This is a genomic window from Eubacterium sp. 3_1_31, from assembly GCF_964249515.1.
GTDB classification, from domain to species: domain Bacteria; phylum Bacillota_I; class Bacilli_A; order Erysipelotrichales; family Erysipelotrichaceae; genus Longicatena; species Longicatena caecimuris.
The window spans coordinates 78,194-104,526 of sequence record NZ_CAXUBY010000001.1; the positions used below are offsets into that span (position 1 = coordinate 78,194).

The 26,333-nt window shown below is 38.7% G+C and carries 26 protein-coding genes and 1 other RNA gene; 3 read left to right on the forward strand and 24 right to left on the reverse strand.

Annotated elements, in window-relative coordinates:
* Positions 1-78: 78 nt before the first annotated feature.
* From ACESSZ_RS00380 to ACESSZ_RS00445, 14 genes are all read right to left on the reverse strand, one after another.
* On the reverse strand, positions 79-918 hold the full coding sequence (locus tag ACESSZ_RS00380) for a YjjW family glycine radical enzyme activase (RefSeq protein WP_008688254.1): 840 nt from the start codon (positions 916-918) through the stop codon (positions 79-81).
* Positions 896-2,404, reverse strand: coding sequence for a YjjI family glycine radical enzyme (locus ACESSZ_RS00385; RefSeq protein WP_008688252.1), 1,509 nt, complete (start codon positions 2,402-2,404; stop codon positions 896-898). The genes ACESSZ_RS00380 and ACESSZ_RS00385 overlap by 23 nt, the downstream gene beginning before the upstream one ends.
* The gene (locus tag ACESSZ_RS00390; RefSeq protein ID WP_008688250.1) at positions 2,397-4,793 is read right to left on the reverse strand and encodes a DNA translocase FtsK; all 2,397 of its coding nucleotides are present in this window, start codon (positions 4,791-4,793) and stop codon (positions 2,397-2,399) included. Before ACESSZ_RS00390 ends, ACESSZ_RS00385 begins: the two co-directional genes overlap by 8 nt.
* Before the next feature lie 26 nt (positions 4,794-4,819).
* A complete protein-coding gene (locus ACESSZ_RS00395; protein WP_499842649.1) occupies positions 4,820-6,481 on the reverse strand; it encodes a ribonuclease J in 1,662 nt (553 codons plus the stop codon).
* 181 nt (positions 6,482-6,662) lie between these two features.
* On the reverse strand, positions 6,663-8,102 hold the full coding sequence (gene miaB / locus ACESSZ_RS00400; protein ID WP_008688247.1) for a tRNA (N6-isopentenyl adenosine(37)-C2)-methylthiotransferase MiaB: 1,440 nt from the start codon (positions 8,100-8,102) through the stop codon (positions 6,663-6,665).
* Between the two features lie 86 nt (positions 8,103-8,188).
* Entirely contained in the window at positions 8,189-8,362 is a 174-nt protein-coding gene (locus ACESSZ_RS00405) for a 4Fe-4S binding protein (RefSeq protein WP_008688245.1), read from the reverse strand.
* A gap of 282 nt (positions 8,363-8,644) precedes the next feature.
* Positions 8,645-9,430, reverse strand: coding sequence for a TIGR00282 family metallophosphoesterase (locus tag ACESSZ_RS00410; RefSeq protein ID WP_008688244.1), 786 nt, complete (start codon positions 9,428-9,430; stop codon positions 8,645-8,647).
* 5 nt (positions 9,431-9,435) lie between these two features.
* Entirely contained in the window at positions 9,436-10,992 is a 1,557-nt protein-coding gene (gene rny, locus ACESSZ_RS00415; RefSeq protein ID WP_008688243.1) for a ribonuclease Y, read from the reverse strand.
* A 202-nt stretch (positions 10,993-11,194) separates the two neighbouring features.
* The gene (gene recA, locus ACESSZ_RS00420; protein WP_008688242.1) at positions 11,195-12,226 is read right to left on the reverse strand and encodes a recombinase RecA; all 1,032 of its coding nucleotides are present in this window, start codon (positions 12,224-12,226) and stop codon (positions 11,195-11,197) included.
* 16 nt (positions 12,227-12,242) lie between these two features.
* A complete protein-coding gene (locus ACESSZ_RS00425; protein WP_119983334.1) occupies positions 12,243-12,719 on the reverse strand; it encodes a CinA family protein in 477 nt (158 codons plus the stop codon).
* Positions 12,720-13,310, reverse strand: a complete 591-nt coding sequence (gene pgsA / locus ACESSZ_RS00430) for a CDP-diacylglycerol--glycerol-3-phosphate 3-phosphatidyltransferase (RefSeq protein WP_119983333.1) — start codon at positions 13,308-13,310, stop codon at positions 12,720-12,722.
* Entirely contained in the window at positions 13,294-14,232 is a 939-nt protein-coding gene (locus ACESSZ_RS00435; protein WP_119983332.1) for a helix-turn-helix domain-containing protein, read from the reverse strand. The genes pgsA and ACESSZ_RS00435 overlap by 17 nt, the downstream gene beginning before the upstream one ends.
* A gap of 200 nt (positions 14,233-14,432) precedes the next feature.
* Positions 14,433-14,774: RNase P RNA component class B (gene rnpB / locus ACESSZ_RS00440), an RNA gene on the reverse strand.
* Positions 14,775-14,780: 6 nt separating this feature from the next.
* On the reverse strand, positions 14,781-15,107 hold the full coding sequence (locus ACESSZ_RS00445) for a DivIVA domain-containing protein (RefSeq protein WP_119983331.1): 327 nt from the start codon (positions 15,105-15,107) through the stop codon (positions 14,781-14,783).
* Between the two features lie 404 nt (positions 15,108-15,511).
* Between ACESSZ_RS00445 and recU the strand changes: the two genes are divergently transcribed.
* Together recU and ACESSZ_RS00455 are read left to right on the forward strand one after the other, a co-directional pair.
* On the forward strand, positions 15,512-16,072 hold the full coding sequence (recU, locus tag ACESSZ_RS00450) for a Holliday junction resolvase RecU (RefSeq protein WP_008978464.1): 561 nt from the start codon (positions 15,512-15,514) through the stop codon (positions 16,070-16,072).
* A complete protein-coding gene (locus ACESSZ_RS00455) occupies positions 16,062-18,764 on the forward strand; it encodes a transglycosylase domain-containing protein (protein ID WP_499842650.1) in 2,703 nt (900 codons plus the stop codon). Before recU ends, ACESSZ_RS00455 begins: the two co-directional genes overlap by 11 nt.
* Positions 18,765-18,959: 195 nt before the next feature.
* Here the strand turns inward: ACESSZ_RS00455 and nth are convergent, their stop codons facing one another.
* The 10 genes from nth to ACESSZ_RS00505 all read right to left on the reverse strand — a co-directional run bounded on the left by nth (position 18,960) and on the right by ACESSZ_RS00505 (position 25,380).
* Complete coding sequence (gene nth, locus ACESSZ_RS00460) at positions 18,960-19,607, reverse strand: endonuclease III (protein WP_119983329.1); 648 nt, start codon at positions 19,605-19,607, stop codon at positions 18,960-18,962.
* Positions 19,607-20,140 (reverse strand): DnaD domain-containing protein, encoded by a 534-nt coding sequence (locus ACESSZ_RS00465; protein WP_008978467.1) that lies wholly within the window; start codon positions 20,138-20,140, stop codon positions 19,607-19,609. The genes nth and ACESSZ_RS00465 overlap by 1 nt, the downstream gene beginning before the upstream one ends.
* A 9-nt stretch (positions 20,141-20,149) precedes the next feature.
* Entirely contained in the window at positions 20,150-20,605 is a 456-nt protein-coding gene (locus tag ACESSZ_RS00470) for a hypothetical protein (protein WP_008978468.1), read from the reverse strand.
* Positions 20,606-20,744: 139 nt separating this feature from the next.
* Complete coding sequence (locus tag ACESSZ_RS00475) at positions 20,745-21,422, reverse strand: 5'-methylthioadenosine/adenosylhomocysteine nucleosidase (protein ID WP_119983328.1); 678 nt, start codon at positions 21,420-21,422, stop codon at positions 20,745-20,747.
* A gap of 14 nt (positions 21,423-21,436) precedes the next feature.
* Positions 21,437-22,141 carry a class I SAM-dependent DNA methyltransferase gene (locus tag ACESSZ_RS00480; protein ID WP_119983327.1) on the reverse strand — a complete coding sequence of 235 codons (705 nt, stop codon included), beginning with the start codon at positions 22,139-22,141 and terminating at the stop codon, positions 21,437-21,439.
* Positions 22,138-22,476: a ribosome silencing factor gene (rsfS, locus tag ACESSZ_RS00485; protein ID WP_008688226.1), complete on the reverse strand. Its 339-nt coding sequence runs from the start codon at positions 22,474-22,476 to the stop codon at positions 22,138-22,140. The genes ACESSZ_RS00480 and rsfS overlap by 4 nt, the downstream gene beginning before the upstream one ends.
* Positions 22,473-23,498 carry a nicotinate (nicotinamide) nucleotide adenylyltransferase gene (gene nadD, locus ACESSZ_RS00490; protein ID WP_119983326.1) on the reverse strand — a complete coding sequence of 342 codons (1,026 nt, stop codon included), beginning with the start codon at positions 23,496-23,498 and terminating at the stop codon, positions 22,473-22,475. The genes rsfS and nadD overlap by 4 nt, the downstream gene beginning before the upstream one ends.
* A 1-nt stretch (position 23,499) precedes the next feature.
* Positions 23,500-23,784 carry a YhbY family RNA-binding protein gene (locus tag ACESSZ_RS00495; RefSeq protein WP_119983325.1) on the reverse strand — a complete coding sequence of 95 codons (285 nt, stop codon included), beginning with the start codon at positions 23,782-23,784 and terminating at the stop codon, positions 23,500-23,502.
* Positions 23,784-24,863, reverse strand: coding sequence for a ribosome biogenesis GTPase YqeH (yqeH, locus tag ACESSZ_RS00500; protein WP_119983324.1), 1,080 nt, complete (start codon positions 24,861-24,863; stop codon positions 23,784-23,786). Before yqeH ends, ACESSZ_RS00495 begins: the two co-directional genes overlap by 1 nt.
* Positions 24,856-25,380: a YqeG family HAD IIIA-type phosphatase gene (locus ACESSZ_RS00505; RefSeq protein ID WP_119983323.1), complete on the reverse strand. Its 525-nt coding sequence runs from the start codon at positions 25,378-25,380 to the stop codon at positions 24,856-24,858. Before ACESSZ_RS00505 ends, yqeH begins: the two co-directional genes overlap by 8 nt.
* 269 nt (positions 25,381-25,649) lie before the next feature.
* On the opposite strand from ACESSZ_RS00505, the gene ACESSZ_RS00510 reads away from it, so the two are divergent.
* The gene (locus ACESSZ_RS00510) at positions 25,650-26,291 is read left to right on the forward strand and encodes a TetR/AcrR family transcriptional regulator (RefSeq protein WP_117547547.1); all 642 of its coding nucleotides are present in this window, start codon (positions 25,650-25,652) and stop codon (positions 26,289-26,291) included.
* Positions 26,292-26,333: the final 42 nt, after the last annotated feature.

Below are 26,333 nucleotides of genomic sequence, written 5' to 3' on the forward strand. Positions count from 1 at the left end.
TTTGACCTTCCTAATGGTCCTATCAAAAGTTTACAATTAATCTTATCTTTTGTCAAGAAATTAAGCCCTTACAAAGCCCTAGATTATGATAGAAGTCGTATTACCATTTTCCTCACAGATTTGCTTATACTGAGCCACGTACATTTGCGAAACCGTTGTATTTCCCAGCGCTTTCAAACCTTCTTCACGCACTCCATACTGGCGGTAGCGTATCAGCTTATATCGACTTTGCTGTTTCAAAAGCTCACTGACATAGCGTACTGTTTTCTCATTTTGTTCATCTTGATTAGGTAAAATCACCGTACGTACTTCTTCCAACTTCTGTGTATGTAATAAATACGCTAGATTTTTTAATACCATAGTATTGTCACAGCCGGTAAGATATTGATGAAATTTTGCATCAACTGCTTTGACATCCAACATGACCCCATCACAAACTGCCATCAGCTGAGGATATTGTGAAAAGTCGTAATACCCATTACTGTCAATCAAACATGTTAACCCAAGCTTTTTTACTTTTTTAAATAGGTCCAATAGGAAAGCCGCATGATTCATACACTCTCCTCCACTCACCGTGATTCCTCGCAGAAAAGCTTTTTTAGCTTTAATTTGCTCAACTAATTCTTCTACGCTCATATAGCGTATCTTAGGTGATGCTAAATGCGTACACGTATGAATACATGTATCACAATCTACGCATTTATCAGAATTCCACAAGACCTTTCCCGCTTCCAATGTCAAAGCGTTTGTTGGACAAGTTGTAACGCAGTCCCCGCAATGCATGCACATATGGATTGTTTCGGGATTATGGCAATACAGACAGGAGAAGGGACAGCTTTGAAAAAAGATGGCGCAGCGATTACCTGGGCCATCTACATTGGAAAAAGGAATGATCTTATTTACGGGCGCTTTCATCATATACACGACGATCCAGAGCGTTTGCTGTGTTACGTGCTCCCTGTCCAAACACGGTCACATTATTCAAACTTGCTTCTTGGCGGTCCAATTTTTCAATTTCACTTTTCTTTACCAGATATCCGGTCACGCGTACTACATCATTATCCGCATTATAGCCGGTAAAATAGCGCATACCTTGAGCAAAGGCTCCCTTGATGATATCCAATAATGCATCCGGTGTATTGTTCCATGTATCATCAAATTTAAAGATATCACCGATTCCGGATACAAAATACTTATGGAAATTGCACTCTACAGCGATATGATCACATAAATCCGGTTCACAGCCAATCGGGATACGAGCACCTGGTGAATTTTCGCGGCCATCACTGTCGATACCAACCTGTGCATGCAGCACATATTGGTTATGACAGCCTTCACAATACAGACCATGATGGTTTTTTACCATCGTTTCAATCGCATTCATGATTTCGACACCAAGTTGATGTGCTTTTTCATTATGTCCATAACCTTCCTTAGGATCTTTTATACCTAAAAGATGGTTGCAGCATTCTGCCAAGCCTACAACACCAAACATACCTGTGAAGTTTTCACGTTTAACAAAGCCTTCTTTTACCAAGAAATTAGCCTTGAAAAAGTTACTTTCCTCTACGATATAGCGAATACGATCGTCCATAAATTCTAACATCATGTTTACATAATATGGTAAGATATGCTCCATGAAATCAGCTTTATCTTTTGCCTTGCTAGCTACATTATATAAGCGTATTCTTGGCAGCGTATAACCGCCTCCACCGATCTTTAACGCATTGTAGCAACTGGCGATGCCATATTCTCCGATACCATCTTGTCGATACATGACATCATTAGCAAAGCTTGGTTTAGCTGTTGCCAGCATACAATCAATGCAGGCTTTCGCAAACTCATCGCTTGTCCGTTCTGGATCATACAATAAAGTAACATTTGGTATTGCTAACTGCATTTCTTTTGTTAGATCTAAGATGATTCTTGCCACACGACAATCTTCTGGTCCGATGTTGGCATGTACAAAAGAATCCGTCAACGTTTTATCGATATGCAGCAAAAACAGACGCAACGCTTTACGCGTTTCTTCTTCGTCCTTATCAAATGGAGTGAATAAATCAGCAAAGTTACCCAGATAGACAGGAAAAGAAGTAATGCTTGGAACATGTTTGTACATAATTAATAAAGCATTGGTAGCTTCCCAGATATCTGTCGGTGGCTGCAAGCCTAAAAATGCGCAACCTTCTTTCATCAACTTTTGATAATCCGGCAAGATATAGCGAGGGCGATAAGGTGCTCTTCCTTCTCCTAAATCACATAAAGTTTCTTCCTCCAATGCCTTTTTCATCTCCGGTTTTAAAGGTAATGAATCATCATCGTTTTCAGCCAATCTGGCTAATGCCAATAATTGTTGCTGATAAGTTAGTGTAGGGTCACTGATAATATCTTTTACTCTACTCATCAAAATCATCCTCCTCATAGCGTACAAGCACCTCACGCGGCTTAGAACCACGACTAGGTCCGATAACGCCTTGTTCCTCCAATACGTCGATCAACCGCGCAGCTCTGGCATAGCCAATACTGAACTTACGCTGTATCAATGATGTACTAGCCTTCCTAGTACTTATTATAAAAGATTTTACCTCTTCATACAAGGGATCTGCACTTTCCTGCGTAGCAGCATATTCACTATCTACAGCCTCTAAACGTAAAAAAGCATCCTCATATTTGGGTTTTCCTTGGGCACTGACAAAGTCACAAATGCTCTGTACCTCCGCATCACTTACAAACACACCTTGTACACGGGTAGGATTGGTCTCTCCCACCGGGATATATAACATATCTCCATAACCTAAGAGCTTTTCTGCACCCATCTGGTCCAGTATCGTTCGTGAATCCACAGCGCTAGATACCGCAAAAGCGATACGCGATGGAATATTGGCCTTAATGACACCAGTGATAACATCGACACTAGGGCGTTGTGTGGCTACGATCAAATGAATCCCGGCTGCGCGTGCCAACTGCGTAATACGTTGAATACTTGCTTCAACCTCTTTCGCTGCAACTAACATTAAATCAGCTAATTCATCTATGATGACAACGATCCACGGTAGTTTTTCTAAACCATCCTCAGGATGATTTTCAATATATGTATTATAGCCGGCAATGTTACGTACACCCGCCATAGCAAATAGTTCATAGCGTTTATCCATCATGGCCACAATTACCTTTAAGGCGCGATTTGCTTCCTCTCCATCGGTAATGACCGGACCTAACAGATGGGGAATTTGCTTATAAGGTGTAAACTCCACCTTTTTGGGATCTACTAATAGCAACTTGACCTCATCTGGTCTTGCACGCATTAATATAGAGGTAATGATAGAATTCACACATACACTTTTCCCGCTTCCGGTTGCTCCAGCAATTAACAAATGGGGCATCTTGTTGAGTTCTCCATATACACAGCTGCCCATGAGATCTTTTCCTAAGGCAAACAACATTTTTTTATCCTGGTACTTTTCCGGAACTGATTTCATCAATTCTTTCATGCTAACACTAGTTTTTTCCACATTGGGAATCTCGATGCCAACAGCACTTTTGCCAGGTATCGGTGCTTCAATTCGGATATCTTTTGCTGCTAGTGCCATTTTAATATCATATTGCAAATTGCTGATTTTATTGACACGCACGCCAAGATCCGGCTTTACTTCAAATTTAGTGACAGATGGTCCAATGTGCGTAGCCATTAAAGTAGCACGTACACCAAATTCATCTAAGATTTCAATCAACCGCTGGCCACTTTCATTTGCTGCCTTGATATTCGCAGTACTGCGGGCTTTTTTTCCTATATCATTTAACAAGGTCAGCTTAGGCAACTTATATTTTGACCAATCCTCTTTAAAACTACTTACGAATGTATCACTTTTTCCTATCGTTTCTTCAATGATTCGTTTATCTTCCTTTTGCTGTTGCACGGCTTTTGAAGCTGTACCAAAACCTATGACAACCTCATCCTCTTCCTCATGAGCATCCTGGCTTGACACAAGCGGTTCAAAAGCATCATTGCGACCATCCGTAATAATATCAAACTCATCATCCACATCTAAGAAAGACACCTGTCCTGGACGAACGCGTTCTTCCAAGTTGATCTTACCAAACATGCTTTCCTTAGCAGGTGTGGTATTTGCTTGTTCACTCGTCTTTTCGACCTTTTGTTCCTTTTTCAACGCTTTCTTATTTCGTCGCTGTTCACGTTTGGCTTGAGCATTTTCTTTCATTGAGGAAAAAGGCTTTTGGAATGCGGATGCCCCTTGCCGTAAATACGCAAATAAAGGCCCTGATATAAGCAAAATACAGCCTAAGACCACTAAAGCGATGATAATGATCTTAGTACCCGTATAATCCACCAAAAAAGTCGTGATGGACACAAGAAAAGCACCAATTAGTCCACCACCAATCTGTTCACCATGAAAAACTTGCGCACTGTTGCCAAGAAAATGGGATAGTATGTCCATCCCCGTTAGTTTTTCATCATTAGGCAAACTTGCCGCAATTAGCCATGCGCTCAGTAAAACGATGACCCCTGTTGTATATTTCAGAGGTACATCGCTAATATTTTTCTTAAGCATCCACATGAAGGAAAAAACAATGATAAGACCGTAAACGACACCATATAGATTTCCAGTCACATATTGGATAACACCTGTGATCAGATTGCCTAAAAAGCCAATTTCCAGACATCCGATAATGGATAAGGTAATGAGGACCAAAGCATAAATATAAACCAGAATTTCATTTTCAGCTGCCTGTTTTTTCTTTTGCGCTTTCTTTGTTTTCTTTTTTGCTGCCATACTGTCCTCCCTTCTCTACAAAATACTTATGAATTAATTTCCATAATGACCGGTAAGACCATCGGGCGTTTCCCGGTTTCCTTCATTAAATATTTACTGATCTTATCGCGCGCTTCTGCACGTACTGTCAAATTATCATAACGTTTTTCTTTTACTGCTTTTTCGATACAGTTTTCCATGATATTACCGACTTCTTTAATGATATATTCTGCATCCTTTAAATAAATCAGCCCTCTAGTCTGCACATCCGGACCATTGGATATTTCCTTCGTCTTATGATTAACACCAACACCGATGATCATCACCCCATCTGTCGATAGAACCTCACGATCCTTCAAGACAACACCTGTCACATCCCAATTTTCCTTACCGTCAATCATCGTATCTTCTAATTCCAGACGCTGTGCGACACTCTTTAAGATTTTATTTTCAAATAAGGCAATCTGTCCGTTTTCCAAAATCAGAATACGATCGGGTGAATACCCCATTTTCGTTGCTAAATTTGCATTTACATATAAATGACGATACACGCCTTTGATCGGTATATAATATTTAGGTTGGAAGAGATACAGCATCATTTTCAGATCTTCACTGGATGGATGCATAGATAATACGGTTTTAGAATCCAGCGTATAAATCTTGCCGCCCTCTTTATAAATTTCGTTTTCCATATTGCTGGCATCTAATTCTGTACCACTGACAATTGGACTGGCTACAATAATCGTATCACTCGTACGGAAACTTACATGCGCATCTTCATGATTAGCGATATTTGTCATCGTACGGAACAGATTTTTACCATTGCCACTAATCAAAACGACAACATCTTCCATGTCATCACTAAAGTTCTTTTCATTGATTTCCATCTCTTTAGGAACGCGATAGTATTTCATCGTTTCTAAATGTTTTAACAGTTCACGAATTCCTTTATCATGAAAAAAGATCTTGCGATTAAACTTTTTCGCCAATTCAATAATTTCTATGATGCGGAATAAACTTTGGGAATAACAGGAAATCAAAATTCGTGTTCCTTCACTAGCTTCAAAAATCGGTTCAATCAAAGATGTAATGCGATGTTTAGGAGCCGTGTGTCCACTCTTATCAGCGCCCTGGGATTCACACAACAGACACAAAACACCTTTTTTTCCTATATCACTTAATTCGTTTAAATCACATAAATATTCTTTTTGAAGCATATCATAATCTACGATAAATTCTCCTGTATAGACGATATATCCCTGATCGGTACTGATCGCCAATCCAAAATTGTCAGGAAATGCATGTGTCATTGGGAATGTACGTATTTTGACACCGCCAATTGTCTGCTTACTGCAGCGTTTTAAACGATGAATCTTTGCATTCTTTATGCCTTCTTTTTTTAGCATCTCATGAATGATATTCGCAGTTAAAGCACCTGTATACACTGGCGCATTCACCTGTTTTAATAAATATGGCAAGGCTGCCACTACATCATCATGGGCATGGGTGATGAAGATCCCTTGAATACGTTCTTTGTTTTCGATCAGATAAGAGAAATCCGGAATGATGAATTCCACTCCTAACTGTCCTGTATCCGGATATTTTAATCCGGCTTCAATAATAAATATAGCTTCATTGACTTCAACGACAAGCATATTCTTGCCATCTTCATCAAGTCCACCAAGCGCAAAAATGCGTACTTGATCCATAAATCGTTACCTCCGTTTTCATATTGTTATTATGTTTTCTTATTGTTTCATTCTGAATGAACTCGAAATTCCATGATAAACTAATGATATTATACCACTAAACATCAAAAAAAAGACAAGGGAATTGCTTTTTATCGCAAAAACCATAAACGAAACCATAAAAAAAGTGATTGCTCACTTTTTATAGAATTTGTTCACCATCTAAAGAAAATGTCTTACATGCTGTGATTTTCACTTTTACGATATCCCCAGCAGTCACATGCTCACCAGTAAAATTTACAAGCTTATTGGTTTCTGTATAGCCACTCCATACATTCGCCTTTTTCTTGCTGGCGCCATCCACCAATACCTTGACTACTTTACCGAGATATGCCTCATTTTTAACGTGAGCATACTGATTCCAACAAGCATTAAGTTCCGCCAAGCGACGCTGTTTGACTTCCAAAGATACACTATCCGCCATACGTGCAGCCGGTGTTCCTTCTCGTGGAGAATAAATAAAGGTAAAAGCATTATCGAACTGACATTCTTTCACTAGATCTAACGTATGTTGGAACTGTCCTTCGCTTTCATTAGGAAAACCCACAATGATATCTGTAGAGATTGCACACTCTGGCATACGTTCTTTGATCTTATGGAATAAGGTGAGATATTGTGCGTTTGTATAACGACGCCCCATAATCTTCAGAATTTCATCATCACCACTTTGTACCGGCAGATGTATAAATGGCATAATATTGTCATAACGTGCAATCACATCAATCATCTCATCACTAAAATCCCATGGATGGCTTGTTGTAAAACGAATACGTTCTATGCCAATTTTCGCCGTTTCCTCCAACAATTTCGCAAAACCACCTTCGATATGCAAATCTTTTCCATAAGAATTAACATTCTGCCCCAGCAAGGTAATTTCTTTATAGCCATCTTGTTTTAACTGACGTATTTCTTGCAATACATCTTCCATAGCTCGGGAACGTTCTTTTCCTCTAGTATAAGGGACGATGCAATATGTACAAAATTTATCACATCCATACATAATATTGACCCAAGCCTTATGTTTGCCAAAACGTCTTACCGGAAGATTTTCAATGACATCGCCTTCTTTTGACAACACCTCGACACTACGCTTATGCCCAACCATCACCTCATACAAAAGTTCTGGTAAACGATGAAGGTTATGTGTTCCAAAAATAAGATTGACATGGCGATATTTTTCTAATAACACTTGTACGACATCTTCTTCTTGTGCCATACAACCACACAAACCAAAAATCAAATCTGGATTGCTTCGTTTCAAACGCTTTAAAGAACCGATCTCGCCCAACACCTTATCCTCAGCATTTTTACGAATAGCACATGTGTTTAACAAAATCAAATCAGCCTGTTCAGGGTGTTCTACCGGTGTAAACATCAATTCTTCTAAAATACCTGCCAAGGTTTCAGAATCGCGTTCATTCGCCTGACATCCATAAGTTCTTAGATAGTATTTCTTTCCCTGTCCCAGTGTTCTAACTTCACTAGGTATTTGAAACAAGCTTTTTTCAATCGTGACTTCTTTCTGTGTACGTTTTTGGGCCTCATGCAAATTAGGCAACGCCCATCCTGGCTGTGTTTTCATTTACTTCCCTGCTTTCTTTTTTCTAATATAATAAACATCCTAAGTGGATGATCTTGACTTAAAAAAACCAAGCATTTCTACTTGGTTTACTGAGAGATTGCTTCTACTGGACAAGCGGAAATACAAGATCCGCAGTCAATACAAGTTCCTTCATCGCATTCTGATTTAGAATCAGCGTTCATGGATAAAGCTCCAACTGGGCAAACTCCTACACAAGCACCACAACCGATGCAAGTATCAGCATTTACATTTACTGGCATTCTTTATTCCTCCTTTACAACCATTCCTATTATACCAATATCTCCAAGGACATGCAAGCATTTAAAGCCAAAAATACTTTTGTGAAGACGCACTTGTTACATCTTTCACAAAACTATGAACACCCCTTTCAGAAATCTTTTCTTGTGCATATCCGATCATCATAAAATTTCCCCTAAATAAGGCTTTAAATATTTACATGTTAGAAAGATGAAAGCAATCAAAGTTAAAAAAAGGAAGAACATTCAATGGTTTTCCATTGTCTTTCTTCCTATTTTAAGCAATTAACATTCAACATGTTCTGGACGTATTTGAATGCGTTCGATACCTATTGCACGATTCGTTGTATCATCGATATCCACTAAAGCACCACAGAAAATCCCTTCACCTTCAGCAATTTTGAATTTGGTCTTCTCTTGTGTTGTAAAACGCGTTACTATTTCATTCACATCACGTCCTAAAACACTGGTATACGCACCGCACATCCCCAAATCCGTAATAGCCGCACACCCATACACGATTCGTTCATCTGCAGTTTGTACGTGCGTATGTGTGCCAACTACAGCGCTTAAGCGATCCGCAAAGCAATACGTAAAAGCGATTTTCTCGCTCGTTGCCTCAGCATGAAGATCAACCAGATAAATGTCTGCTTCCACTTCTTGAAGAATATCTTCCATGCAATAAAACGGCGAATCTATTACATTATTCATCCAAACTTCACCACTTAAATTCGTGATGGCAACCCGTTTCCCCTGTACCTTAATCACAACGGTATGTTCCCCATATTCTAAAGGTTCCATATTGGCAGGGCGTACCATACGCTCAGCTTCATCAATAAACTGATAAATATCATTTTTAGAAAATGTATGGTTTCCCATGGTGATGACATCAATCCCACAGGCCAGCAGTTGGTTATAAATGCGGCGGGTAATACCTTTCCCATGAGCAGCATTTTCACCATTTGCAATTACCAAGTCGATGGCATACTGCTGTTTCAAAAGAGGAAGCTGCCGGCTAACAGTTTCCCTTCCGGCAGCTCCTACGATATCTCCTATAAATAAGACTTTCATATTTTTTATTTAGCCAGCTCACAAGATCTTGTTTCACGAATGACCGTAACCTTGATCTGTCCTGGATATGTCAGTTCCGCCTCAATCTTGTCCTTGATGTCACGGGCAAGTTTATGACAAGCCAAATCATCCACCTTATCCGGTACGACCATGACACGAACTTCACGTCCTGCCTGGATCGCATAAGAACTATCCACACCATCAAATGATTTTGTAATCTTTTCAAGCTCTTCCAGACGGTTGATATAATTCTGTAACGCTTCATAGCGAGCACCTGGACGCGCTGCACTAATCGTATCAGCAGCTATAACCAAATTGCTTATGAGAAATTTCGGTTCAACTTCTCCATGATGTGACTGAATCGCATTCAATACCACATCGCGTTCACCATGTTTCTTACAGAATTTGTAGCCTAATTCAATATGACTACCCTCAACCTCAAAATCCATAGCCTTTCCTATATCATGAAGCAAGCCTGCTCGTTTAGCCAGCTGCTGATTTAAACCAAGTTCAGCTGCCATCATACCGGCCAGATGAGCAACTTCCATACTATGTTGTAATGCATTTTGTCCATAAGAATAACGGTACTTTAAACGACCAATCATCTTAATGATTTCACGGTCAATACGACCGATACCCAATTTAAAGACGGTATCTTCACCAGTCTTCATGATGTTGGTATCCATTTCTTTCTTGATTTTATTGACAACTTCTTCAATACGGCCCGGCTGAATGCGGCCATCTTTGATTAAATGTTCCAATGCCAATCTTGCAACTTCGCGGCGAATTGGATCAAAACAAGAAACAGTAATCGTCTCTGGCGTATCATCAATAATCAAATCAACACCAGTCGCCTGTTCAATGGCTTTGATATTACGCCCTTCGCGTCCGATGATTCTACCTTTCATTTCTTCACTTGGTAAAGCAACAACGGAAACGGTGCGATCAACGGCCTCATCCTGCGATAAGCGCTGAATGCTTTGTGCAACGATATTGCGCGCCTTTTCATCTGCAGTTGCTTTGGCCTCTTCTTCTTTTTCTTTGATGTAGGCAACCAACTCTTTTTCCATACGTTTTTCGGTGATTGCAAATAATTCTTCTTTTGCCTCACTGGTAGACATGGCCGCTACACGTTCCAATTCCTCTACCTGTACATCAATCTTTGCCTGTAACTCTTTGTCTTTTTTATCTAGCATTGCCATTTTGTCAGCTAATTGAGCACTTTTCAGATCAATCTGTTTTTCTTTGCTTGTCAATGTTTCATCGCGGAAATTCAGATTGTCTTCTCTGCGCAGGAGTTTATTTTCCATATCGGTAACCTCCTGCTTGCGTTCTTTTATCTCTTTTTCTGCCGCAAGTTTCAATTCATGCGCTTGTGTACGACCATCCAATACTGCCTGCTTGACGGTTGCGTCGGCTTTTGCTTCCGCTTCCTTCAGCAGCAGGTTGGCCTTTTGCTGATCTTTATTTAAACCTGCCTTAGATACCACTATCATAACGATAATTCCAACGGCAAGACCTATCAACGCAGACAAAAAGATGAGCAGTGCATTATTTTCCATAACACTATTCCTCCATTCGTCATGTAATGAGAATTTTATTCTCTAACATATATTGTACATAAATTTCACATTTTTCTCAACTAAAAACCGCAGTTTTTGGAAAATTAGAATCAAAAATTGAAAGCCGTTCCATCAAAAAGTAAAAGAAGGGCAATCCTGTCCTTCTTTTTTGATAGGTAAACTAAACGATCCTTAAAGCTTTTTAAGCTTTTTCAGCTGCTGTTTTCTCCATGAGCTTTGTTTTTAACTCTTCTAACAGTTCTGGATTAGACTTGATCGTATTTTTCGCAGCTTCTTTCCCCTGTCCGATTTTCTCACCATTGTAAGAAAACCAAGCACCACTTTTCATAACAATATCATGATCCACACATAAATCTAATAACTCCGCGATATAAGAGATACCTTCGCCATACATGATTTCAATGGCAGCCGTTTTAAAAGGTGGTGCCACCTTATTTTTCACAATTTTTACATTTACTTTATTCCCAATAATTTCAGTTCCATTTTTAATTGCCTCACTGCGTCGAATATCCAAACGCACACTGGAATAAAATTTTAAAGCACGACCACCAGGTGTGGTTTCAGGATTGCCATAAACAACTCCAACTTTTTCGCGCAGCTGATTAATGAAAATTGCCGTACATTCGCTGCGATTCATGACACCACTTAATTTACGCATCGCTTTTGACATCAAACGAGCTTGTAATCCTACTTGTGAATCACCCATCTCACCATCCAATTCAGCCTGTGGTACCAAAGCAGCAACCGAATCCACGACAACCAAATCGATTGCACCGCTTTTTACCAACATTTCGGTAATATCCAGCGCCTGTTCTCCACTATCTGGCTGTGATAAGATCAACTCATCAATATTGACCCCAAGTTTTTGCGCATATACAGGATCAATCGCATTTTCTGCATCAATAAAGGCAGCACGCCCGCCTTTTTTCTGTACTTCAGCAATCGCGTGCAATGCCAATGTCGTTTTACCACTTGATTCCGGACCATAGATTTCAATGATACGGCCTTTGGGATATCCACCAATACCTAAAGCCTCATCAATTTTGATGGAACCACTGCTGATAGCATCAATTTCTACCGCTGCACGATCTCCTAATTTCATGATGCTGCCTTTTCCATATTGCTTTTCTATGGCCTTAATTGCATCACTTAACAAGGTATCTTTTTTATCTTCTGCTTTTGTCTCTGTTTTCTTATCTTTCTTTTCACTCATGCTACTTTTCCCTTTCTCATTCACTGAGGAATGCGACTGCTTTTTCCATCATAAATTGTACAGCATATGCCCGCAATTCATTGCGTGGCAATTTAGAATGCAATGCAAATACTTGTACATGTTGGATATCCGCTATTGCACAATACACTAAACCTGCCGGTTTACCTTCCCAGGCATCCGGCCCGGCATTTCCCGTAAAGGAGATACATAGATCAACATCCAATACAGCACGTGCGCTTCGCGCCATTGCAATTGCACACTCTTCACTGACAACGCCATATGTTTCGATAATTTTTGCATCAACATGTGCCAATGCTATTTTTTCTTGTGTGGCATATGTGACTAATCCACCTTTTAAAACGGCACTTGCTCCCGCAACATCTGCTATTGCTGCACAAAAGGCACCCGCCGTAAAACTTTCACAGCTGCCAATTGTCAGTTTTTTTTCTTTCAGCAAAGCCACGAAAGATGCTGCTGTTGTTACCTGTTCCATCTACATCGTCTCCATGACAACATCTTTCAACTTCATAAAATAGACAATTCCACTATACACGGAAGCTATTGTTGCTCCCCAAATAAAAATTTGATCCATAGGGATACCTAAATAAGCAAATGGTAAATCATATAGCATGACAAAAATAATGGCAAACATTTGCAGTACAGTTTTAATTTTCCCTGGCATGCCCGCTGCCACCACTTTGCCTTTTGCACTTGCTGACATTCGCAAGCCATCCACGATCGTATCACGCCAAATCATAATGATCACCGCGATGATTGGCACTCTATTGCCAACAGCAAATAAAATCAGCATCGTATTTACTAAAAGCTTATCGGCAATCGGATCAACAAATTTACCAAAAGAAGTAACCAGATTTCGTTTGCGTGCAATATTTCCATCCAAAAAATCAGTAAAAGAAGCGATCGCAAATAAAATCAGCACCACGATATCGTTCCATTTCACTGTCACCATAACATCTTGTACATTCACTTGGAATGCCGTACCCAAATCACAAAACAAATATAGAATAGCGATGATCGGTACTAAAACGACACGAAACAAAGATAATTTATTTGGCAGATTCATTTACTTCACCCACCGTAAACGTCAACGTATTGCTTGGACAATATCCAGGATATGTGCTTGGATTTATACTGCTATCCGTCTTTACGACCTTTCCATTAATTTTTATATCAGTTTGTACCATACAACCGATATAGATAGAAATCTTCGTGCCTTTTTTCACTTCAATTTCACTTGTAGCTGTCTGCCCCACATTAAATATCTTATTTTCACGAATATCTTTTTCATCAACCGTAACACTGTAACCAGAATTGCTGCCATTAAATTTCGTTTCCACTTTTAATTTCTCGCCTTCTTTGACATTGTTGATTGTATAATCGGTCACATCATTTTTGACGATTTCTAATTCTTTGACTTCTTCTTTCTGTTCTTCTTTTTGTTTCTCATCATCGCTAGGATAGGCTTCTTTATCGTTTTCACCGGCAATTGGCATATTGTTTGTCGGTTTGTTATCCTTGCCACTATCTGTCTGCATGAAAATCACAAAAGCAAACATCAATACAATGACCACAACACCAATAATTGCCACAAGCGAAATTAAAGAAACATCTGGTTTCGCTCTTCTGCGCTTTTGGCGCGGCATTTTCACATCTGCGGTCTGCACTTTCGTAAGCTTCTCACTCTTAGCGATATTATGTTCAATTTCTTCATGAGAAAGCTGTGCGCTTTGTACAGATGTCATGGTATAATCATCAATGCTTTCACGCAATTCATCTTTCATATCTTCAAAATCAATACCGACCGCATCACAATACGATTTCACAAAAAAGCGTAAATAACTCAGGTCCTCATGAAAAAAAGAAATATCTCCTTCTTCTAAGGCTTTGATGTGCTTTGTTGTAAGTCTGGTTTTTTCACTTATATCTTCGACACTCATACCGAGTTCGATACGTTTTTCCTTTAACATGTTTCCTATTTTTTCCATTTGCACACCTCTTTTATAGTACCTGAACGACATTCTTCGATATCTTCAGTATGTCCCGTTTTTATAGTCCTTATTATTATAACAAGCAAAAACTAAATTGTAAAATTATTATGAACATTTTTGAAAATCTCACAGCATTTCCACAATTTCGCGTCATTTTTACATTGAAAAAGCAGGATTACTCCTGCTCTACGGTTTCATTGCATAAGCCATGTTCTGTACTCCAATGGAGTGGCAGTCATTTATCTGCGTTTTTTCAAACGCCCCACCGGATGATTTCGCTTCACCTCCGGCAGGTTCCCCTACCAAATTTGGGTTTCTCGCTTGCGGGGTTTACCCGTTCCATCTTCTATGTTTCCATAAAAGCTCGTCTCTGTGGCACTTTTAAAGAAGTACACCATAGTTTCCCTTAGGTTTCCTTCAGCCGTCAGTAATTACACTGCCTGGATTTATTGTTTCATCCAGCACAAACACTACGATCATCACAGATCGTGCGAGCATGGACTTTCCTCTAGTCAAATGACCAGCGACTGCCGCAACGCTACCGATTATTCTTTTTCTTTCCGAAATACCGCATTTTCTAAACGTGTTAATCGTTTCAGAATATCGATGTTATCTCCAGTCAGTTCAGCTTTTTTAGCTTCCACTTCCTGTTTTCCTTCTAATTCTACGATTTTCGCTTTTAGGGTGGCGATATGACGTTCATACTCTTGAAGATGATTGCCAAGATTTTCAATCATGTGGTCATATTCTTGATAGTCATGAATCACAAGATCTAAAAATTCATCGACCTCACGAGAAGAATATCCTTTAAAATCCACATTGAACTGTTTGTTTAATACATCTTCCACACTCAGTTTAAACCTTTTTTCCATTGCACTCACCTTCCTGTTATAGTTTCTCAAAAATCCACTAAAATTGCAAGATATTTTTTTGCTTTCCTATCCTTTGCAGTATCTTTTTCATAAGATATCCTTATTATATTGTGAGTAAGATGATTGATTTTTTGGTAGTGCTTCTTAAGTTATTGCAGTAAAATATATAAAAATTTTTATAAGAAACCTTTAAATGACGACCTTTTCTGCATAATAAAAAACCTACTCAAATGTTAAGAAAACTTTCAGAATCGTGTATTCTCAGCACAATATTCATCAAATTCATGCTTTTTATCATTAGAATACCATGAATTCTTACGGTTGTTTATCGCAATCATGAAAACCTTATGATATAATATAAACTGGTGATACATGTGATAGGATACCCCAATAAAAAAAACAAGGTGAGTCAAACAGCTGTGGATAATCATATGGGCCGTGGAATGTCATTAGAGGAAGACATCAATGACAGCAATGCCTATTATCGTGCATGTGATCGCGCCTTGATTCATAAGAAGCCAACACCGATTCAGGTCGTTAAGGTCGATTATCCTGCCCGCTGTGCCGCCAAAATAACAGAGGCCTATTATAAGACCCCTAGCACGACTGATTATAATGGCGTGTATCGGGGAAAAGCAATTGACTTTGAAGCGAAAGAAACCAAATCAAAAACATCCTTTCCCTTTAAAAGCATACATCCCCATCAGATTCATCATCTGAAAAAGGTCTTATTTCATGGAGGTATTGGATTCTTCATCATCCGATTCACTTTTTATGATGAGACTTATCTGATTGACGCTGGCGTAATAATCGAACGCTATGAAAATAGTGAACGTAAGTCCATTCCTTATGAACAAGTAAAACAGCTCGGTTCTTATATCAAGGAAGGATTATCCCCACGGCTGCGTTATTTAGATAATGTAGATGCCTTATATTTCAAGGAGGAAAACTCGTATGGCAAATGATACTACGAAAAAAAATTCCAATCCAACAGGAAAGAAAAAGAAAGCTACCGTTCGTAACGTCGTGAATGGTATCATCATCGTCTTCTTATGTTGTGTATTATTAGGAGGCGTGACCGGATTCTTCCTGCTAAGCCAAATCATTGGTAAGGTCAGTGAAGATGAGCGAAAATTGGAAGAAAAAATCATTAATGTAGAGCCAAGCACATTATACAGTGCTGATGGCAAAGTCATTTATGAGCTCGGTGCAGAAAGCCGTGAAATTGTTGAATATGAACAAATTCCACAAGTTACCATTGATGCCTTTTTGGCTATTGAGGATTCCCGTTATTTTAAACATAACGGTTTTGATCTTCCTCGCTTTATTTCCAGTGCGTTCAACAATTTACGTTCCGGATCCTTGGCACAGGGTGGTTCTACCTTGACCATGCAGACGATTGATAACTTTATTAATAAGCCTAAGGAAGAAAAGGCAGACAGTGAAGGCATTAAGCTAACACAAAAAGATAAAATTGAAATGAAGATTCAGGAAATTTATTTAAGTCTTCGCCTTGATTCTAAAATGAGCAAGGAAGAAATCTTAACAAACTATTTGAATAAAATTAACTTTGGTGCCAGCGCTCGCGGTATTCAAAAAGGAGCGCAATATTATTTTGGCAAAAACGTAGAGCAGCTGAATCTAAGCGAAAGTGCCTTTTTAGCCGGCGTTGTCAATGCACCTGCATTATATAACCCATATCAAGGCTATGATTCTAAAACGAAACAAAACTATTATGCTTATGCTACCAAACGCCGCAACGAAACCCTTTCCTTAATGTTGAGTCATGGCTATATCAGTGAAAGCGAATATAAATTAGCGAAAGCAACAAAACTGGCATTCCAATTAAAAGGAGAATCAAAGGCCAAGGATAATCCTTACCTCGCATATGCACAAGCTGCGATTACTGAGGCTAGAGAGCTGACCGGTGAAGACCCGGCAACAACACCAATGAAAATTTATACTGCTCTGGACACTTCCACCCAAGATCGTCTCAATGATATTCAGGAAAAGAAAGTTATCGGTATGCCGGAAAATAAATATTTCCAAATAGCTGCAAGCGTTATCGATAATCGTAAAGGTACGATCATTGCTATTGGTACTGGCTTTGATGATCCTACTTCCAGTACGTATAAAGATCGTGCGACAAAAGAAAAGCATCAGCCAGGATCAACATCAAAACCATTATTGGCATACGCACAGGCTTTTGATCAAATCGGCTGGGCGACATCACGAATCGTAGAAGATAAACCTATCCAAATTTATGGAGATACAAAGAGTAATTACGATAACAAATATCATGGAAAAGTTTCATTAGAACGTGCGTTAGCGCAATCCTTAAACATCCCTGCTCTGGAAGCTATGCAAGCCGTGACAAATGCGGTTGGCAACGATTATATGCGAGAGTATATGAAAAAACTAGGTTTTGATGATAAGGTTGCTGAAAAATTCGATTTACTGTATGCCATTGGTGGTGCTAATTTTGAAGCAACCCCTACTCAAATGGCAGCCGCATTTGCTACCTTAGCAAACGGTGGAAAATATATAGAACCGCATATGATCACAAAGGTTGTATATAAAGATGGCAGTAAAACTTATGAGAACAACGCTAAGACGACACAGGCTATGTCCCCGCAGGCTGCTTATATGACAAGTGATTTGTTAAACAAAGCTATCACAGGCAAATATAGCGGATATAACTATATGAGCCAAGCCTTCAATGGTGCTGGATATCCGGTTTATGGAAAAACCGGAACTTCTGACTGGGATGATTATGCTGATGAAGTCGGTGGTAATGCCCATGACGGTTGGATGGTCAATTACACAAGCGATTATACGATTGCTTCATGGAACGGCTTCGATTCACGTGTCAACGGCTACACCTATTTATCCGAAGCTGTACAAAATATGAATATACCTGGTAAGATCAATCGTTATATTTTAGATTCCTTAAGTTCCAATGCGACAAGGATTCAAAATCCCGGTGGTATCAGCTCTTATGGTGGAGGTCTCATCAAAACAGAGTTCCTAAAGGATGCTGCAAAAAACAATCCTGAAACCGTAGCCAATGTGAAAAAAGCTAGTGATGCATTAAAATCACCTATCAGTGATGCTAGTAAATATAAACAAAGCGATTATACACCGGAAACATGGGCTGCATTGCAAGAAGCTCTAAAACAAGCAAATACGTTGTTAAATAAAGAAGACGTCACAGAAGACGAAGTAAATAGAGCAAAACAAGCCTTAGAAAATGCAATACGTGGCTTGAAAGAAAAAGAAGTTGCCGTAACAACAACTTCCCTAACATCTGCTATTCAAAATGCTGCTGCATATACCGATACTACAAAATATCAAAGTGCTTATGTGCAAGCATTAAATAGTCGAATCAATGCAGCAAATGCTTTATTAACATCAAGCGGTGTGACACAGGCAGAAATCAATCAAGCCGTTCAAGATATCCAAGCTGCTATTGAAGCTTGTAAAGCTCATCCAGTACAAGAAGTAACACCGCCTAATAACAACAATCAAAAGCCAAATGATAATAACAATAATAATGCTAATACGGATAAAAATGATAACACCAATAAAGGTGATACTGCGAGTGGAACTGGCAACAAAGAAAATGGCAGGCCAACTAGTAATTCATTTGGTGATTAGCATATTACACAGAAGAGATTCTTTGCTTGAAGAATCTCTTTTATTATCGTCTATTATCTACATACGCACATCAAAAGGCTTTCTTTTTGACAGAATTCTGGTATCTATCCGTATTTACCATGACCTTTTCTTTCGTCAACCACGCTTTACTATCGTCTTTTCTATAATAAGAAAAAGTATATCATAAAAAAACAGTCAGCTTTTTTTCTGACTGCGATATGCTTCCAACTTGTCTTTTTTGCAAAACGAGGCAAAGGGACATTGATCACACTGAGGATTTCTTGCAGTGCATTGGTATCGACCAAAGAAGATAAATAAATGATGTGCACGATTCCATCGCTCTCTTTTGATTTTACGTTTTAATTTTTGTTCTACTACTTCAACACTATCCCCTACTTTCGCCAGCCCTAATCGCTTAGCGATGCGTTCTACGTGTGTATCCACTGCAATTGCTGGAATATCAAAACAAACACTGCGTACTACATTTGCTGTTTTACGACCTACACCGGCTAAAGAAGTCAACTCCTTCATGCTCTGTGGTACTTGTCCGTCAAAATGTTCTACCAAAGAAGCACTTAAAGCCTGAATAGAGCGTGCTTTATTGCGATATAATCCAATGCGGCGGATTTTAGCTTCGACTTCTTTACTGTTTGCCGAAGCTAATGCATCCGGAGTTGGAAATGCCTCAAATAAAGCAGGCGTTATCTTATTAACCGCAGCATCTGTAGTTTGCGCAGATAAAACTACGGCTACCAATAATTCAAAGGGATTTTGATGCACCAATTCACAATGTGCATTAGGAAAACGTGATTCTAATATATCTAAGATTTCATCTGTTGTCATTATCGTTTCCCCTCCTCATAATCTTCCGGACGCAAACCACGCTTTTTCCACTCTACCAAAATACGCTCGATATAGTCAAAACTCAGATGCTCATAAGTCAATGCTTCTCGCAAGGCATAACCAATTAATTTCTGCTCATATACATTTAACCAATCTGCCAGCCGTTGCAATTCCATTTGTGATAATGGTCGAGCAAACTCTGTTTCAAATAGATCAAATAAAGAAGCATCAAAATTCATCGTTTTTTCCTTAGCACCGGCAAAAACACCATCAATTTCAAATAAAATCTTCCCATTTTGAAATGTCAGCTGTACATATCCTTTTGCACTAAGCTGGGATAATAAATCATCAATTTCGCCACTATCCTTTTTCATCTTTTTTGCCAAAATACCGTGAGTGACCGGTATTTGGTGTTGATTTAAAAAATCAATTAACATGATTAATAAGGTCTCATCGCTAGTCATCGTTAATTCATCTAAATGATCTAGCATGTAATCACGGCGGTTGATAAACTTTTCTTTCCACCAATCCATAACTGTATGCTATTCTCCTTTCTTTAGATAATAGACTTCATCTAATGTATCATAATCCAATAATACTTCACCTTTATCAAAATTCACTACATAAACAGGATTTTTATACCCATAGCCAAGTGATACCTTACTAACCTTACCTTGATAGTTTTTTTCTATAAGAGCGTTTACAGCCGCCTTTCGATAACTTGTTTTCTTGCGACTGGCAATGGCTTTACCTTTTTCATTAAACCAGACATACATATCGCTATCTTCTCCTATGTAGACAACATAATGAAAGACATGGCGCTGTACATCCTCTATTCGCGCATAAGATTCTTTGATTTTGGCAATCTGATGATCTACCTTATCTTCAAATTTACGCGCAGGCCCGCTAATAAAAATAGCGATTTCGATAAAAATGACAATCAATGCCATAAACAGCAGTCCACATGTAACAGCTACTGATTTTCCATTTATTTTCATAGCGACCTCCTAACGTACCTCATTATACATGATTTTTTTGCATTTGTCTTTCTTTATACGCAAGAAATACCTTGGTTGAGCAGCACTTCTTAACAAAGCGATGCTCCTTTCTAAAAAAACATCCTTGATTGGATGTCTATTACATAAATTCCATTAATTCTTGACATAAGGTGGCACTGCGTTTTGCAGCATGTTCTACGTATATTAAGAAATCCATTTGTGAATCTTCTTTATGTGCTACATCGCTTAAAGAGCGCAAGACAACAAAAGGTACGTGATAATGAGAACATACTTGGGCAATCGCTCCGGCTTCCATTTCTGCACAGATAGCATCCGGAAATAAAGTTTCTATACGCTCCCGTTTTTCATCTTCAGCAATAAATTGATCTCCACTGGCTACTAAGCCACGAAACACACGTACTCCCATAGATGTTAACACCTGATCACATGCATCGATTAATTTCGCATCAGCATCATAATACAACCCTAATCCATCATTTCCATCAATGATGCTAGTATCAAAATCGTGTTGTACGACGCGTGTCGACAAGACAGCATCCAACACCTGCTGATCCTTTTTTAAGCCACCTGCCGTACCGATATTTATCACTGCCGTAATAACAAAATTTTCAAACAGAATCGTTGTCGCCATTGCGGCATTTCCCTTGCCAACGCCACTCTTCATTACGATGACATTTTTCCCTTTGATACTGCCTTTTACCATTGCAATACCGGATACCTTATATTCTTCCTTATTTGTCAATAAAGATGTTATAGCATCCATCTCTTTCTCCATTGCTGCGATAATACCAATCATGTTATTCCCTCCCTTTATGATTTTTTTCTACAAATATAAAACAATTTTTCACCTTCTTGGATACCATCAAATGTAAAATCAGTAATAATCTTTACATCAAAAGCAAGAGCTTCCAGCTGTTCTTTCACCCACATAGGATCATAAACACGCTGGATATGTTGTTCCAAACTTACCCTGCCAGCTTCATCATAAAAAGCAAAATTCTGATAGATACAGTCTTCGATTGTCTGAATCGTCCATTGATATTCATGATGATCAATTCTTCCGGCTTCATTATATTCTTCCGCAAACTCTAACAAACGATCCATTGAATGCATATCCATGATAAAGACACCATCTTTATTTAAATGTGATTTAACTTGATTGAACAACTTTTGCACTTGCTCTTTTTTTAATAAGTAATTAAAAGAATCGCATAAACATAAAATGCCATCATAACTTACGTCCACCTGAAAATCACACATATCCATCACTTTCCAGTCTACTAGATCATGATCTTTTTTCTTTTTTGCTGCCTGCAGCATCTCTGCGCTGATATCCGTTCCAGTAACATGGTAGCCATCTTTCGCAAGTGCTATCGTGATTTCACCACTGCCGCAAGCGAGTTCTAACACTTCCTTACCGTTTACATATTCTTCGATTAACGCTACCCATGCTTGCGTAGCTTCTTCATCTTTAACTAAAGCATCATAAAATTGTGCCAATGTTCCATACATCATAAGGAAAAGTCCTCACTAGGCAAATCCGCATATAATTTTTCTAACTGAAAGTGTGCTCTTTCTTCTGTTTGAAATACATGTACGACAATACTGTCTAAATCAACCAACACCCAACTGGAATCCTTATCGCCTTCCATGCTGCGTACAGTATAACCATGTTCCTTTACACGATCTGCCACATTATCTGCAATCGCATAAACCTGGCGTAAACTTGGAGCACTGCAAATCACCACATAATCAATGAACGGGTTTAATGTATGATATTCAAATATAACAGGGTGTTCTCCCTTTTTTTCATCTATGGCTTTTTGTACGACTTTTATTAATTCCTTCATGAAATTACTCCTTTTTTTCGCAAATATTCCTGCTGTTCCTGTTTTACTCTTGCCAATCCCAATGATAAGTTTTTTTCACACAATAACAGTTGTTCACTGGAATCATAGCCTCGCGCTGGATCCAGCTTATCTGCCACATATAAAATAATTGCATATGGCGAAGCGCCATCTCCTAAGACATGATGATAAATAGCAGAGATGATACGTTTATCCTCCAGATATAAAAAGCGTTTTGCATAATCAGCACCAATATAGCCATGCCAAATCGCACTATTTTCCTGTAAATGAGATGGCATATGATGAATCATCCAGATCTTTGCCTTTTCAAAAGGCATTTGTTTACAAATATCGTGTGTGATACCCATACACCATGCGACATGTTCGTCTAAGTGATGTGCATGTGCTAGTCTGACACAAACTTCAGCGACTGATACCGAATGCTGGAAACGCTTTTCCGACATACTTGCTTTCACCCAATTTATTACATATAGCCCATTGCTTCCGATATAACGCCTTACTGTCTTAGGTAAAGCCCATTTCTTTTCACCATTTCTAATTTCTGTACTAGAAACCGAAATCAGTTGCATTGGAACACGTTTCATCCCCGTTGGCAACTGACCGTCTTCATGACGTGAAAACACATAAAAGCATGCTTCTTGTTTCAATTGCGCACTATCTTTCCATTTATCAAATTGCGCTGCCTGATCATCACCAATTAAAAAAGAAAAAGTGTCATGAGGAAAACGTTTTTTTAGTTCCTTTATCGTGCGTATCGTATAGGAAACACCATCTAGCTCTCCTTCTAATGTACAAAGCTTCATTTTACGATATGGAGCTATCGCCAACTTTACCATGGCACATCGATGATGGAAAGCTACTTGTTGACCTTTTTTTAATGGCGCATCTTTACAAGGTAAAAACCAAACCTCATCAATTGGAAGTTTTGCTAAAGCGGTTTTCGCAATTCGCAAATGGCCTTCGTGTATCGGATCAAAACTTCCTCCCAGCAAAGCGATACGCATGTTATAACCCCAGCTTATTCTCTTTGCTGCGTCGATAGAAAATAACAGTACGTCCTATCGTTTGTACAACTTCACTACGCGTTCCCCCGGCAATATCTAAAGCTGCCTCTTGTACGGAAAGAGGACATGTTTTTAATAATGAAACTTTTACCAATTCATGGGCTTCTAAAGAATCGGAAATTGTTTTAATCATATTGAGCGTCACTCCATCTTTTCCTATCTGAAATAACGCCTTTCTCGTTTGCGCAATTGAGCGCAGTGCTTTTTTATCTTTACTTGTTAACATTATATCATCGCCTTTCTAAATGTTACATTTGCATATTTACTAACATATACACGAATCGTTTTCACATCCCCACTTACACAAAACCAGCCTAAGCCATGAATCACCACATCAACCTTTTCACCTTTTGGATGCATTTCAAACATCTGCATCTCCTTTATGCTCTCATCAATAGCAGGCGCCAATAATTCACCGAGATGTTGTTGCCATAACTGATCAGCCTTTTCCTGTTTGCTGCGATGTAAAGGAAGATCAGGCGCAAAGTATGCTACACAGCTCACCTTGTGACCACCTAGCAAATCCAAGCGCACAAAACCTGCTAAGGATATAGTCTGGTCTTGATACAATTGATATCCTCTCGGTTTTAATGGTTTTAGTGGAATCATTGTCTTCAATAGCTTATCATCTACATGTGTCAATAAAGAATCCATTCTTGTTAATCCCGGAGTATCATATAAGGTATAGCCATCCATGTTGATTTTATTAAAATCCAAGGTTGTACCCGGATGACGTGAAGTCGTCAGATTCACTTTCTCACATAAGGCATTTAACATAGTACTTTTTCCTGCATTTGCCATTCCCATCACTACAACATCACGTTCATTGCGATAATGTTCAATGGCATATGCAATCTCATCAATGGAATTATTTTCATCACGTCTCGGATGTTTCATCAAATCTCCGCAAATGACAATTCCCTTAACCTGAATAGAAAGTTCTTTTAAACGCTGTAACAAAAAATCGCCTAATTTTTGATCCGACATGGTTGCCGGCAGCAGATCTCTTTTAGTTGCCACCATTAAGATGTCTTTTTGCAGCAGATGTCGATTTAACCCACTGACCATATTTGCCTCAAAATCAAACAGATCAACGACCCAAACAACAAGTGCATCCATCATCGCTATACGTGCCAGCACCTCATCAGAATGAATTCCTTGTTTCATAGAGATGACAACATCATCGTAATGACGAATACGAAAACACCTTTGACAATAGTCTGCCTCTGGTTTTGGTGTATAACCAAGTTTTGTTTTATCTTCACTTTGCATAACAACGCCACAGCCTTTACAAATCTTACTCATCATATTCTCCTTTCACCAGTTTTCCTGTTACTTTCAATAAGGAAAACACAATATTTTCAAACACGCGATTCACCTTAGTGAAAGAAAGATCACGTTCAACGACCTGTGCTGTCAAAATCGTATAAAACCGCATAACATTGGCACCTAAGATGTCCGTCATCAGCTGATCACCTAAAACTGCCACCACATCTCGCTTCACATGAAAATCTTTTAACATTTTTCGATAGGTTTTAGGCAACGGCTTCATAGCAAATGGATAAAAAGGAATATTTAATCCTTTCGCAAAGGTGGCAACACGTTCTTCTACATTATTGGATATAAAAACAATTTGAATACCTGCATCCTGAATGGATTCCAAAAAAGCGATTGCTTCATCATCCGGTACAGCTACATCATGAGGGACAAGTGTATTATCAATATCGCAAATCAACAACTGAATACCTTGTTCTTTTAAAAACGCAGGTCGCAGTGCCGTATAACGATGGATATAATAATTCGGGGTAAACAGTTTCAGCATTCCATGCACTCCTTTGAATTCACAGTATATATCTTACCATATTTCCTAGTTGTCTGGGTAGAAAAAACATGTAAAAATCAATGCAAATGGCTTTTTTACCATATCATGAATGGCTATCTGCCGATTTCCAAATACAGTTATTCATGATGTGAAGAAAAAGGAGTTGCACTTTCATCACAATCTTTTATCCGTTTATTTTCTTTACTTTTTCAAAAAAGAGTGTTACACTCTATACATACCAAACGTATGTATGTTAGTGAGGTGTGGTTATGGCTAGAAATAAACATCCAGAACAAACCGTTCAAAAAATTCTGGATGTCAGTCTTAAATTATTTGGCGAAAAAGGCTATGAGAAAACAACCATTCAAGATATTGTAGATGCTTTAGGAATGTCAAAAGGTGCTATTTATCACCATTTCAAATCAAAGGATGATATCATTGAGGCATTGGGAAATCAATCCTATTCCTCCATTGACGGATTAAGAGCTTATGTATCTTCATTCAACGATATGAATGGACTGGAAAAACTACGTATGATTTTTAAGGCTCAGCTAAAGGATCCACGTAAACGTTCACTTGATCCCGTCATGATGGATGCCTATTCTAATCCAAAGTTTATGGTCATGAGTTTACGGGAAACACTATGTGAAGCTGCCGCTTTTGGTGCTACCTTAATTGAAGAAGGTATCAAAGATGGTAGTATCCAAGCACAAGATCCCCTATGTGCCAGTCAGGTGTATCTATTGTTAATCAATTTCTGGTTAGTAACTCCTTTAGAACCTTATGATGAACAGCATATCAAGAATAAAGTTACGTATTTACGCAAATTGATGGAAGAAATGGGAATTCCTATTATCAATGATGAACTGGAACAAAATTTCTTAGAATATTTGAAAGCTGTACTCGCCTAATATTGCTGCCTAATATGGCAGCTATCTTTTAGCCAACATACA